Origin of the sequence: Campylobacter volucris (assembly GCF_008011665.1) — a bacterium.
Lineage (GTDB): Bacteria > Campylobacterota > Campylobacteria > Campylobacterales > Campylobacteraceae > Campylobacter_D > Campylobacter_D volucris_A.
On the sequence record NZ_VOWJ01000031.1, the window covers coordinates 113,579 to 126,395 of the forward strand.

Annotated in this window: 11 protein-coding genes; 4 read left to right on the top strand and 7 right to left on the bottom strand. The window is 28.7% G+C overall.

The genetic code is table 11. The features are described 5' to 3' along the window. Positions 1–221: 221 nt before the first annotated feature. Together FPD38_RS06570 and FPD38_RS06575 are read left to right on the top strand one after the other, a co-directional pair. Positions 222–3,635 (top strand): hypothetical protein, encoded by a 3,414-nt coding sequence (locus tag FPD38_RS06570; RefSeq protein WP_147555925.1) that lies wholly within the window; start codon positions 222–224, stop codon positions 3,633–3,635. A 262-nt stretch (positions 3,636–3,897) separates the two neighbouring features. Continuing rightward, on the top strand, positions 3,898–5,661 hold the full coding sequence (locus FPD38_RS06575) for a tetratricopeptide repeat-containing glycosyltransferase family protein (protein ID WP_147555926.1): 1,764 nt from the start codon (positions 3,898–3,900) through the stop codon (positions 5,659–5,661). A gap of 8 nt (positions 5,662–5,669) precedes the next feature. Here the strand turns inward: FPD38_RS06575 and ychF are convergent, their stop codons facing one another. Genes ychF through rpiB form a run of 6 tightly spaced genes read right to left on the bottom strand, consistent with a single transcriptional unit; the run spans position 5,670 to position 10,117 of the window. Next, complete coding sequence (gene ychF / locus FPD38_RS06580; protein WP_147555927.1) at positions 5,670–6,770, bottom strand: redox-regulated ATPase YchF; 1,101 nt, start codon at positions 6,768–6,770, stop codon at positions 5,670–5,672. Continuing rightward, positions 6,767–8,218 carry a leucyl aminopeptidase gene (locus FPD38_RS06585; protein WP_147555928.1) on the bottom strand — a complete coding sequence of 484 codons (1,452 nt, stop codon included), beginning with the start codon at positions 8,216–8,218 and terminating at the stop codon, positions 6,767–6,769. The genes ychF and FPD38_RS06585 overlap by 4 nt, the downstream gene beginning before the upstream one ends. Continuing rightward, positions 8,215–8,808 carry a DedA family protein gene (locus FPD38_RS06590; RefSeq protein ID WP_147555929.1) on the bottom strand — a complete coding sequence of 198 codons (594 nt, stop codon included), beginning with the start codon at positions 8,806–8,808 and terminating at the stop codon, positions 8,215–8,217. Before FPD38_RS06590 ends, FPD38_RS06585 begins: the two co-directional genes overlap by 4 nt. A gap of 3 nt (positions 8,809–8,811) precedes the next feature. Continuing rightward, the gene (gene apt, locus FPD38_RS06595; protein ID WP_147555930.1) at positions 8,812–9,354 is read right to left on the bottom strand and encodes an adenine phosphoribosyltransferase; all 543 of its coding nucleotides are present in this window, start codon (positions 9,352–9,354) and stop codon (positions 8,812–8,814) included. Next, a complete protein-coding gene (locus FPD38_RS06600) occupies positions 9,351–9,683 on the bottom strand; it encodes a hypothetical protein (RefSeq protein ID WP_147555931.1) in 333 nt (110 codons plus the stop codon). Before FPD38_RS06600 ends, apt begins: the two co-directional genes overlap by 4 nt. Continuing rightward, complete coding sequence (gene rpiB, locus FPD38_RS06605) at positions 9,680–10,117, bottom strand: ribose 5-phosphate isomerase B (protein WP_147555932.1); 438 nt, start codon at positions 10,115–10,117, stop codon at positions 9,680–9,682. The genes FPD38_RS06600 and rpiB overlap by 4 nt, the downstream gene beginning before the upstream one ends. A 132-nt stretch (positions 10,118–10,249) precedes the next feature. Between rpiB and FPD38_RS06610 the strand changes: the two genes are divergently transcribed. After that, entirely contained in the window at positions 10,250–10,813 is a 564-nt protein-coding gene (locus FPD38_RS06610) for an MCP protein-glutamate methylesterase (RefSeq protein WP_039665449.1), read from the top strand. Next, complete coding sequence (locus tag FPD38_RS06615) at positions 10,810–11,595, top strand: CheR family methyltransferase (protein WP_187153114.1); 786 nt, start codon at positions 10,810–10,812, stop codon at positions 11,593–11,595. The genes FPD38_RS06610 and FPD38_RS06615 overlap by 4 nt, the downstream gene beginning before the upstream one ends. On the opposite strand, the gene FPD38_RS06620 is transcribed toward FPD38_RS06615, so the two are convergent. Beyond that, positions 11,592–12,785: an MFS transporter gene (locus FPD38_RS06620; RefSeq protein WP_147555934.1), complete on the bottom strand. Its 1,194-nt coding sequence runs from the start codon at positions 12,783–12,785 to the stop codon at positions 11,592–11,594. The two genes, FPD38_RS06615 and FPD38_RS06620, sit on opposite strands and share 4 nt — an antisense overlap. Between the last annotated feature and the right edge of the window lie 32 nt (positions 12,786–12,817).

Below are 12,817 nucleotides of genomic sequence, written 5' to 3' on the forward strand. Positions count from 1 at the left end.
ATTAAAATTATATAATTTATATTATTTTTATATTTTTTTATTTATAATTCGTGCTTTTAAAATTATATTTCACAAGGAGATATTATTATGACAAATAAACTTACTGGGGGGGGATAAAGAGTTCTCGGAAAGTTTCTAAAAAAATCATTCTTTCTTTAACTACCATATCTTTTTTATCAACCTATTCTAGTGCTAGTATTATTAGCGAAGATAAAGGTTTTATGGAAATTTCTAAATATAATACTTCAAGAAATATTACAGGTAACGGCTGTAGTAATAATACAAATTGCACCATAAATAATGAAATAAAAAATACCATCACTATAAATAATGGCGGTGGAACTTTGACAATTGAAGATAGTGGAAATGTAAATGTAAATGTAAATAAAAAACCTGCTATAAGTGTTTCTGATTCTAATTCCACTATAATCAACAAAGGTTCTATTGTAGGGAAAGAACAAGGCATATCCTATAGTGGAAGTGATCATACTTTAAATAATCAAGGATTTATACAATCAAATGGTGCTCACAATGCTGTAGATCTTTGGCAAAGCACTATAGTTAATCTTAACAATAGTGGAACTATTCATAATAATGGTAGTAATGCTGGTATCAAGCTTAATGCTAATAATAATAAGAATAAATCTACCATTAAAAATTTAACAAATAGTGGAGTTATCTCAAGCAATAAAGGTTATGGTATATTGGTAGATAGAGGTCATATAGATACTCTTAATAATAGCGGAACTATAATAAGTAAAGAATCGAAAGATGCTATTTTTATCAACAATGATAGTTTTATAAAAACTTTAAGTAATAGTGGCACTATAGGTGGCAATCAAGGAATATTGGTTGATGGTAAGATTGAAACATTAAAAAATAGTGGTGTTATAAGCGGCAATAAAATAGAAAATACAGCTGGTGTTTCTTTGCAAAAAAATGGTGCTATTATTAATACTTTAATAAATTCAGGAACTATTAATGGCTATTTTGGAGTTATGGTGGGTCTTGGAAGCAATTCAATTATTAACACTTTAGATAATAAAAAACTCATTCAAGGAGAGGATAATGGTATTAATATTTGGAGTGGAACTATTGTTAATTTAAATAATAGCGGAACTATAAAAGGTAATAAAAATAATGGTATAGAAGTTGGTTCTGGAAATGGAAAAAGAGGAACTGTAAATACTTTAAATAATACAGGTAGTATAATTGGAGATAAATTTGGAATTCTTGTGGGATATGGTTCTAAAATAGGTACTTTAGAAAATAACAGTGTGATTATAGGAAATAAAGCCAATGGTATTGAATTTGCTGATTCTGGTGTGAGTGCAAGCTTGGCTACTGAGATAGATTGTATTAAAAACGCAGGTACTATATTAGGAAATAAATATGGTATATCAATTTCTAATTCAAATAAAGGCAAAGAGTTTAAGATTGGTAAAATAGATATTAGCGGCTTAGTTGCTGGTGGTACAGCTGGTTTTTATATAGGCGATAATCAAAAACTCACAGAAGATATAACTATAAGTGGAACTTTAGCTGGTGGTACAGCTGGTATTATTAATAAAGGAACGCTAGGTAATACTGATGGGAGTGGTGGTATTAAACTCGATAATGGTGGAGTTATTACAGCTTTAAATTCTACTAAAGCAAGAATAAATCATAATGGCCCAGCTATTTTAAATGCTGGTAGTGGTGTTATATATGGTAATACTGATTTAAAAAATAACTCTAAATTAATTGGTGGTATAGTTAATCAAGAAAATGGACAAGTTATAGGAAATATTCTTGTTCAAAGTGGTTCTTCTATCACAGGCGGTATAGTCAATAATGATAATGGTATAGTAACAGGCTCTATCAAGGTACAAGGAAAAAATTCTTCTATAGAAGGTGGTATAACTAATGCTGGTAATGGTAAGTTAAATGGTTCTATAGAAGTCAGTGATGGAGCTCAAGTAGATAATATCATCAACACAGGCAGTGGAACTATTAGCGGTAGTGTAAGTGTAGGAGAAGGCTCTAAAGTAGAAAGTGTTGTTAATAGTGGAGAAGGAACTATTAGCGGATCTATTACCAACAATGGAAATTTAGGTTCTATTACCAATAGTGGCAATATCAGCGGTAATATAGAAAACAACAATGGTAATATAGAAATTAACAATGATGGTAAATTAAATGGAGCCATCCAAGTAGGAGCTAATGCTGGCAATACTTCTATATCTAATGGTTCTAATGGTAATATAGGCGGGGGTATTACTAATAATAGCAATGCCAATGTTAATATCTCTAATCAAGGTATGGTTAAACCTGATAGCAATGGTAATCATATTACAAATAATGGTAGTGGTAGTGTAGTAGTAGAAGATTGGATTGTTAAACCTAATGAAAATGGTAGTATAAATGGAGCTATTAGCGTAGGTGGTAATGGTAGTGGTTCTACTAGTATAGATAAAGTAACCATAGATACAAGTGATAAAAACTTTGATGCTAGTAAGCCTATTAATCCTGATAGTATTATCAATAATAATACTACAGGAAGTGGAGGTTTTGTTAGTGTAGGTAATGTAGCTTCTAATAATAATCTACTAGATTATGCTTATAATCCTATCACAGGTGAGTATATGGCTAAAGCTCAAGTAAGTCAAGGTATGGCTTCGGTGTTAGCTCAAACTTTAATTAATACTTATATAATGCGTTCATTTTTCTTAGATAGTGTTATTGATGAAGCTTCCAAAGAAGTATATAAACATGCAAGAGAAGAATTTAATGCTATTAAAGGACATAAAGATTTAAAAACATTTAAAGCTAATGAAGATGGATACTATCATGGCTTTGTTTTGCCATATTTTTCTTCTAATAATATTAAATTATTAGGAACTAATCATTATTCTACTGGAAATACCAAAGGTGTATTAGCAGGATTTCATACTATAAAAGATATAGGTATGTTAGGAGCTTATATAGGCACAGAAGAAGCTAAAATGAATACTCAAGATTATTTTTCTTTAAAAATGCAAACTATCTATGCAGGATTAAAGTATGATAAAATGCTTTTCCAAGATAATCAAAAAGATGTGTTCTTTAAATCTCAAACCAAAGTAGCTTACACTCAAAACGATATGGAAAAATATATCGACAAAGGTGCTAAAAAAGCTAATGGCGATACGGATACTTATGGATATGGAGCTAGTGTAGGAGCTGGTATAAACTTTTATCTAGCAAATAGTATCATTAACCCTAAATTTAATCTAGCTTATGAGGGTGGTATAATTAAAGCTTTTAGTATGAGTGGAGAGGCAGCTTTAAATCATGAAAGATATTATGAGAATAAATTAAATTTATTCTCAAGTACTGCTTCTATTTCTTGGATGAAACAATGGCATCCACAAATTAGCACTTCATTAGAAGCAGGAACTAGGATTAATTTTAATCCTGAGGTAAATTCTAAAGTCAATTTTGCTTCTTTAAAATCAAGTGAAACTTTAGATTTACCAAGAACTTATCAATACTTAGGTGCATCTTTAGTTTTTGCTTTAGAAAAAGACTTAACCATGTCGTTTAATTATAATGGTATATTTGCTAATAATGCTAATTCTCATACAGGTTATATGCAGTTTGATTTTAAATTTTAACAACTAAGCCTTTATGGCTTAGTAAAAAACAAATGCATTCAATAACTATTAGTAAAACAATTACCTAGAGTTTGCTTGAAATAAATTTTAAAAACACAAAACACAATAATTGTCATGAAAATGAATTAATATAAAACCTCCTTATAGCAAACTCATTTCATTAAGTTTTAAAGGCTTAGTGATATAAAAGCAAATTATAGGGAGTGGTGTAATTTGAGTTGAATTTGTTGGTGCAATTTTAGAGAGTGAATATAGGAAAGTCATGTTAGATAAGATATTATATTATTATCATAATAATAATTATGTTAAATCTTTAGAGTATAGCGAAGAATATTTAAATCAAGATCCAAAAAATGCTTTAGAATATGCTATGCTATCTGCATATAAATTAGGTGATAATATAAAAATTTTGCATTATTCAGAACAAATTTTTAATTTATATCCTACAAGTTTTTATGGGCTTATGCTTTCCAAGTCTTTGTTAATTAATGCTCGTTTTGAGGAAAGTATTATTTTACTACATAAACTTTTAAAAAGAAAAGATTTTTTATATGATGAACTTAGCTTAGAGCTAGCTTTTGCATATAAAGTTGCAGGTCATTTGGAAGAAGCTGAAATATTATACAAAGAGATTTTACAAAAAGATTTATATAATTTAGATTTATGGAAAGATTATGTTGAAATTTATTTTAAAATAGATTTTCAAAAAGCTTTAGATGCACACAATGAACTTTATAACTTTACTCAAATTGTTATAGATAAACTACATAAAGGTAAGTTGGTAGAAAAAAATTTTATAAATAGTAGTAATTTACAAGATAGGTTGCAACTAAAAACCCAAGAAAACCTTACTATAGTAAAAATTTGTGAATACTTAAATACACAAATTTTACCTCAAAAGGCATATTTATTATTTAAACTTTTAAGATTACAAGAGTCTTTGGAATTATTTGAAAATTTATGTGAATTTAACCAAAATAACGCACAATTTTGGCAAAATTATGCAAAAGTTCTAGAACTAACTTCAAATTACCAAGGTGCATATGATGCGTATAAAAAGGCTTTAAATATCCATCCACATGCTACTTATCAGTTTGATTTGGCATATTTGCTTATGAGAATGGGTGAGAGCGAAAATTTTGAAGAAGGTAAGCGTATTTATGAAAGCAGGTTGTTTTATGCGCACAATGAAACTTTTTCACCTTATCATTATAATAAAACCATACAAGCTTTTAATAAAATGGGAACTAAAGCATTTAAAGATAAAGAAATTTTAGTTTTTTGCGAGCAAGGATTTGGTGATACTATAATGTATGCTAGATGTTTAGAAAAGCTTTGCAAGATAGCTTCTAAAGTTTTATTTGCACCTCAAAGTGCGATGTATGGACTTTTTAAAAATCAGCTTAAAATTTTAAATAGTAAAAATGATATTTTTAAAAATATGAAAATTCTTAAAGATTTTCCAAATAAATTTGATTATGCGATGCCAATTTGTTCTTTACCTTTATTGTGTGATATTAATTTAAGAGAGTTATCGTTACTTACAACTCCTATTTTACCTCTAGAAAAACCAAAAAATTCAAAGAAAAAAATAGGGATTTTTTGGTTTACCCCTAATGCTGTTAATTCGGATTTATTAAGAAACGTTGAATTTGATTTTTTATTCGATGCTTTGATTAGTATGGATTGTGAAATTATATCTTTGCAAGTAGAGGGAATAGAAACTCAAAATTTACCTAATGAAGTTGAAAACAGAGGGGTAAAGCTAAAAAATTGGAGTGATACTTTAGAAAATTTAAAAGATATAGATTGTATTGTGAGTATTGATAGTGCGATTGCTCATTTTTCTTTAGCTTTAAATATACCTACAATAGTGCTTTTGGCGCCTAGGTTTGATTGGCGTTGGGGCAAATTTGAAGATCCAAAAAGTTATTTTTGGCCAAAAGCAAATTTGCTTATTTTTACTGATAAAGAAAATACAAAAGCGAAATTGCAAAATATGCTTAAAAATAGATTTAATGTTTGAATATAATATCAAACATTAAATCTAAAATGCATTACATCGCCATCTTGTACTATATAATCTTTTCCTTCAAGGCGTAGTTTTCCTGCTTCTTTGGCACCATTTTCACCATTGTAAGTGATAAAATCTTCATAAGAAATCACTTCAGCTTTTATAAAGCCTTTTTCAAAATCATTATGAATCACGCTTGCTGCTTTTGGGGCTTTCCAACCTCTTTGTATAGTCCATGATCTAACTTCTACTTGACCTGCTGTAAAATAGCTGATTAAATTTAATTTTGAAAAAGCTGTGCGTATAACGACTTCTAAACCACTATTTTCAATCCCCAAAGATTTTAGAAATTCATAGTTTTCCTCATCGCTTAAAGCTATCATTTCTTCTTCTATTTTTGAGCAAAGTTTTATGACTTCATGACCTGATTTTGCAGCAAATTCTTTTAAACTTTTTACAAATTCATTGTCTTCTAAAAGTGAGTTTTCATCTACATTTGCACCATATATAACTTCTTTTGCAGATAATAATCTTAATTCTTTTACTAAAGCTTGATAAATTTCATTTTTATTAGTAAAAGAGCTTGCACTATTGTTTTGATTTAAATGTTCTAAAAGCTCATTAGCTAATGCCAAGGTTTCTTTTGCACCTTTTTCATTGGCTTTTGCACCCTTGGTGAGTTTTTCTATTTTTTTACTTAGTTGTTCTATATCTGCTAAGATTAATTCTGTTTCTATGATTTGTACATCACGCACAGGATCGATACTTCCTACTACATGTGTGATATTTTCATCGTCAAAACAACGAACTATATGCAAAATCATTTCTGTTTCGCGTATATTTGAAAGAAATTTATTTCCCAAACCTTCGCCTTTACTAGCTCCAGCAACTAAACCAGCAATATCTACAAATTCTATATTTGAGCGTATGATTTTTTGAGGATTAACTATTTTTGCTAGTTCTTTTAAGCGATGATCAGGCACAGGAACCACTGCTTTGTTAGGTTCTATGGTGCAAAATGGATAATTTGCACTTTCCGCATTTTGTGCTCTAGTTAAGGCATTAAAAGTGGTTGATTTTCCAACATTTGGAAGACCAACTATACCAACTGATAAACTCATTTTTGTTTCCTTGAAAGATGAATTAAATAAGCAAGGCACATTCTAACTCCAGCCGAACTTGCTCCAAAACTATAATATCCCCATGATTTTTCTAAATATGCAGGTCCAGCTATATCTAAGTGTAACCATTTATCTTTGTATTCTTCTCTTATGAAAGAATTTAAAAACAATCCTGCAGTAATAGCACCGCCATATCTGCTTGAAGAAGTATTGCTTACATCAGCAATATTGGATTTTATAAGTTCTTTTAAATAAGGATTAAAATGTAAGATAGTTGTCAAATCTCCACTTTTTTTACTTACTTGATAAAAATCATTTTGCAACTCTTCATTATTACCCATAATAGCGCTTGTATATTCTCCAAGACCTACTACACAAGCTCCTGTTAAAGTGGCAAGATCTATTAATAAGTCAGGTTTTAAATCTTGAGCAAATGACAGACAATCAGCTAAAACTAGTCTTCCTTCAGCATCAGTATTTCTTACCTCTATACTCACTCCTTCTCTTGAGATAAGTACATCGTCAGGTTTATAGGCATTTCCACCTATCATATTTTCTGTAGCGCCTATGATAGAGTGAATTTCTATATCAAGATTTAACTCACTTGCTCCTTTGATAATAGCCATAGCAGCAGCTCCGCCACTTTTATCTGCTTTCATAGTCAGCATATAATCAGCTGGTTTTAAACTAAGACCACCACTATCATAGGTCAATCCTTTACCAACAAAAACTACTTTCATCTTAGCATTTTGAGGTTTATATGAAAGATGGATCAGTTTTGGAGGGTGTATTGAAGCACGATTAACTGCTAAAAATGCTTGCATTTTTTCTTTTTCTAAAAAATCACTTTCATAAATTTTACAAGCGATATTTGTATCGTTTTTACCTAAATTTAAAGCATCTTCAGCCATCTTTGATGGGGTGTAAATTTGTGGAATTTCATTGACAATATCTTTTGCAAAATCACAAGCACTAGAAAAAATTTGCCCATAATTAATACCTATAAGAGCTTCTTCAAGATTATATGTTTTATTATTAAGTTCATCTTGAGAAATGAAAATATTTTCTATGCTGATAGTTTTTTTATCTTTTTTGTATTTATCAAATTCGTAAGCTCCAAAGGTAAAACCTTGAACTAAAGCATTAAAACTATTAACTACGCATTTTCCTATCACACTTTTTGTTTTAATACTTTTAATTTCTAGTTTTTTTAAAGCTTTATAAGCATTGGCAAATGCAAGCCTTATGTCTTCGTATTCTAAACTTTTTAATTCACTATAAAGAATTTTATTTTGCATATCAAGACAAATACCCTCGCCTTTATAGTTTGAAATTTTAAAAAGCTCTTGACTTTGAAAATAATCTTGCATATTTTTGTTTTGTATTAAGATGATTTCAAAATCAGCTTGAATTTTATCAATATTTTCTTTTTCAAATTTAAAAATCACTTTTGTATCCTTTTTTTGAGTATATTTTTTTCGATTTGTTTCATGCTAAAAAATAAAGTCAATAAGAAAGAAACTATAATAGGTATAGCAAAATACCAATGTTCTCCTGCCCATTTAACTCCTAGCCAAATTTCTTCTCCAAAAAACCAAGCTAGCAAAATAGTAATAGCAGCCCAAACCCAAGCACTAATGAGATTAATAAATGCAAATTTTTTAGCATTATATCTTGTAAGTCCTATGCTCATAGGTATGATAGTTCTAAAGCCATACATATATCTTTGTATAAAGATTATCGGCCAACCAAAACGCTGTAATAATAAATGCGCAATAGCAAATTTACGCCTTTGTGTGCGTAATTTTTTTTGAATATATTTTTTATTATATCTTCCTATGTAAAAATAAATCTGATCTCCAGCAAAACCACCAAGACCTGCTACAAAAATGACTAATCCTAAATTTACATGACCTTCATGAGCAAAAATTCCTGCTAAAATTAAAGCAAGCTCCCCTTCTAGCATACACCATAAAAAAACTATAATATAAGCCCAATTTTTATAATCATATAAAAGTTGTTTTAAAAATTCTTCCATAATTTACACCTCTAATACACTATAAACTGAAGTAAATTTTGATAATTCCTCGTTACCTTGAAGATCTTTTAAATTTAGTAAAAAACAAGCTTCAAAACAATTTGCTTTTAATTTTTGTATAAGCTTAGCTGCTGCTATGGCTGTCCCACCTGTAGCTATTAAATCATCTATCAACAATACTTTAGCGTTTTGAGTATTATTAAAAGCATCTATATGAATTTCGATAGTATCTTGCCCATATTCTAAAGAATAAGATTCTTGTAAACATTTTGAAGGTAATTTTCCAGGTTTTCTAATAGGCACAAAGGGCAAATTTAACTTAGCACTTAAAGCGGCTCCAAAAATAAAACCACGACTTTCAATACCAGCTATATAGTCAATATTTTTATCTTTATATCTTTGTTCTAGATGATTCATTAAAAATGAAAAAGCTTTTTTATTGTTTAATAAAGTTGTAATATCTCTAAAAATAATTCCTTCTTTAGGAAAATCTTTAATAGCTCTTATACTATCTAGTAAATATTTTTTATCTTGTCCATTTATCATAATAATGCCTCGATTTTTGCTTCTAATTCTTTAATTCTTTGTCTTAATTTTTCGTTTTCGATACGATATTGCGAGTTTCTTGTTCTTAGTGAAGTAAGATCAGCTTTACTTTTGTTAAGTTCTTCTGTTAATATATCTATATTTCCTAAGCTTCTTTGGAGTTGAACTTGTAATTTTCGTATAACTATTTCAGTATCATCAAGATTTTTTTTGATGTATTCTTTTGCTATTTTTTCTTTATCTAGTAAGGTTTTATAATACAACAACATAATAGTCATATAAATACTAATACAAATTAACACAGTTAAAATAAGCCAACTTAATATCATAGATTATCCTCTATTTTGTTAATTCTTTCACAATGTCTACCACCTTCAAAAGAAGTAGAGATAAAAATATTAATAATTTTAAAAGCCATATCTTCGCCTATTAGTCTAGCTCCTAAGGCTAAGATATTTGCATCATTATGTTTTCTTGATAGTTCTGCGCTTAAAGGCTCATTGCATAAAGCACAGCGTATATTTTTATGCCTATTAGCAGCTATACTCATACCTATGCCAGATCCACATACTAAAATACCAAAGGCTTTTTCATTAATTTTTGAGCTTAGTAAATGTGCATAATCAGGATAATCACAACGATTATTATCACAAGGGCCAAGATCTTCAAAGTCAATTTTTTTTTCTTTCAAAAATGAAATAATTTTTTCTTTCAGTTCAAAACCAGCATGATCACTTGCGATGTAAATTTTTTCTTTTATCATTAATTCACTTTTTTAAATTTTTTAAGTATTAATTTTATCATATTTAATTAAAATTTTCCTTTCTTTCTTATAATTTAACTATCGTTTTAAATATCTTTTGATATAATTAACTTGTTAAATACTGGGGTAAACATGAAATTAATACTAATTGGTTCTTCAACAGGTGGTCCAAGTCAGCTTAAGTTTTTACTTAATGATGTTGATTTAAAAGATTGTAGTGTGGTTATAGCTCAGCATATGAATCCATCTTTTATACCTTCTTTTGTTAATCAGTTTAACAAAGAAGCTGTAAGTGAAGTTGTTGTAGCTTGTGATAAAGATGTAGTTAAAAACAATAGAATTTACATCTGTCAAAGAAATATGGTTTTAAATGGAAACAACACTTTGGTTTTAAATTCTACAGATGAACCAAGTAGTTTTAATCCTGGTATTGATGTGTTGTTTAATTCAGCACTTAAACTTCATAGGTATAACAAAATCTTAGCTATGATTTTAACAGGTATGGGGGATGATGGAGCTAAGTCTTTATTTGAACTTTATAAAGTAGGAGTCAAATGCTTGTGTGAAAATGAGGCAGATTCTGTTGTGTATGGTATGCCTAAAAAAGCTAAGGAAATGAATCCATTTTTAAAGCCGATGAGTTTGGTTGAATTGAAAAAAGAAATCACATATTTTGCAAATTCACAGGAAAAATGATGATAAAAATAACCGAAAACGAATTAAATGATTTTATTAAAATTGTAGAGCAAATTAGTGGAAATAATCTTACCGCAAAACGCGATATTTTACTCATTAAACTTCCTAAATTTTTAAAAGAATTAGGAATAAATAGTTTAAGTGAATTAAATGAAAAAGTGAGTTTTAATAGAAATTTAAAACAAGAAACAATGGATTTTATCACAGTTTGTGAGACTTATTTTTTTAGAGAGTTAGAACAATTAAAAGATGTTATTTTTTATATAAAATCTCTTGATAGACCTGTAAATATTCTTTGTGCTCCATGTTCTAGTGGTGAGGAAGTTTATTCTTTGGCGATTTTGGCAAGTGAAAATTTCATTAAAGGTATGAATATCATTGGTATAGATATTAATAAAAAAATGATAGATCGTTGTAATGAAATGGTTTATTCAGAGCGTTCTGTATCTAGATTAAATCTTAATCAAAAAAAGCGTTTTTTTGATGTAAAAAATGGTATGTATCATTTAAAGAAAGAAACTCTTGCTTGTAGATGTCGTTTTGAGCTTTGTAATGTTTTTGATGATGCTTTATTTAGACTTGGAAAATTTGATCTTATATTTTCAAGAAATATGATGATTTATTTTGACCAAGATTTTAAAATCAAACTTATGGAGCGTTTTCATAGAATTTTAAATAAAGAGGGTAGAATTTATCCCGGAAAGTCTGATTTGGTTCCTGAAACTGCATATTTTGAAAAAAATTTTAGTGCTGGTGGAATTTATTACAATAGGGTGGATTAATTAAATTTTTTATTAAACCACCACCAATAAATTGTTGCAAAGATAAAGCATACCCCCAAAGCAAAAGTAAAATGACTTAATTGTATCTGATAAAATTCAAATAAATATCCAGTAGAAAAAACTATAATAGCACTAAAGGTTAAAAACACCATATCATTATAAGCTATAACTCTACCATAATACTTTTTATCGCATTCGTTTTGCAAAAGTGTATAGGTGTAACTCCATAAAGATGAAGTGCAAAATCCTGCTGCTATAAGTCCAATAAAGGCAAGATAAAAGTTAAATTGCAAACAAGACCAAAGTATTATACCCAAGCCTTGTGCAAAATATAAATAAGTTAAAGTGTTTTTATTAATATAAGGACTTAAAATATAAGGACCAATAAGCAACGATAATGCTCTTATGGCATTAGATAAGCCTATAGCTAATGGTATAGATATAATATTTGCGTATTGATATTCAGCCAAAAGAGTGATTAAAACATCATAAGCAGTTATGCCAACAATACCATGGAGTAAAATTAAATGTATGATTTTTTTATTATTAAAAACATATACCAAGCCTTCTTTAAAAAGGATAAAAACATTGTTTTGTGTGGTATTTTTTTTATTTGGTAAAATGATGGTTTTTAAAATGAGCATAGCACAAAATAGCATTAAAGTATCTGCTATAAAGGCTAATTTTACACCAAAAAAATCTATAAATATTCCAGCAGCAGCCATCCCTAAAGCATAAGAAACAGCCCATATAATACTATGCAACTCATTACCTAGTTTTAATTCTTGTGGGGTTAAAATTTTTGGCAAAACAGACATTTCTGTTTGAAAATACATACTAGCAACCGCCATACGGACAAAGGTTAAAAGATATAAAAACCAAAGCATAGCTAGAGAATTTATAAAAATTAACATAAAAATAGAAAACATTTCTATAGTGATCATACTCATAAGTAATTTTTTTGGTTTAAATTTATCTACAATGATCCCATTAATTGGTGCAAGTATAATTGAAGGTAAAAAGACAAAAATAGTAGAAAAACTAATAATATCTGCAGGAGCATTAAGCTCTTTTGTTAAAAGAGTAAAAATTCCTACTTGGGAAAACCAAGCTCCAAAATAACTGATAAATTGTATTATGGCTAAAAGACAAAAGGTTTTATTGTTTTTTAATAAAGAACGATAAGTCATAATCATCCTAAAATTTTATAATTAAAAGCCTT

Excerpts from the sequence above, each read along its gene's own strand:
- ychF (WP_147555927.1), bottom strand. The coding sequence starts at position 6,770 with ATGAGTTTATCAGTTGGTATAGTTGGTCTTCCAAATGTTGGAAAATCA.
- FPD38_RS06600 (WP_147555931.1), bottom strand. The coding sequence starts at position 9,683 with ATGATATTAAGTTGGCTTATTTTAACTGTGTTAATTTGTATTAGTATT.
- FPD38_RS06575 (WP_147555926.1), top strand. The coding sequence starts at position 3,898 with ATGTTAGATAAGATATTATATTATTATCATAATAATAATTATGTTAAA.
- apt (WP_147555930.1), bottom strand. The coding sequence starts at position 9,354 with ATGATAAATGGACAAGATAAAAAATATTTACTAGATAGTATAAGAGCT.
- rpiB (WP_147555932.1), bottom strand. The coding sequence starts at position 10,117 with ATGATAAAAGAAAAAATTTACATCGCAAGTGATCATGCTGGTTTTGAA.
- FPD38_RS06615 (WP_187153114.1), top strand. The coding sequence starts at position 10,810 with ATGATGATAAAAATAACCGAAAACGAATTAAATGATTTTATTAAAATT.
- FPD38_RS06620 (WP_147555934.1), bottom strand. The coding sequence starts at position 12,785 with ATGACTTATCGTTCTTTATTAAAAAACAATAAAACCTTTTGTCTTTTA.
- FPD38_RS06590 (WP_147555929.1), bottom strand. The coding sequence starts at position 8,808 with ATGGAAGAATTTTTAAAACAACTTTTATATGATTATAAAAATTGGGCT.
- FPD38_RS06570 (WP_147555925.1), top strand. The coding sequence starts at position 222 with ATGGAAATTTCTAAATATAATACTTCAAGAAATATTACAGGTAACGGC.
- FPD38_RS06610 (WP_039665449.1), top strand. The coding sequence starts at position 10,250 with ATGAAATTAATACTAATTGGTTCTTCAACAGGTGGTCCAAGTCAGCTT.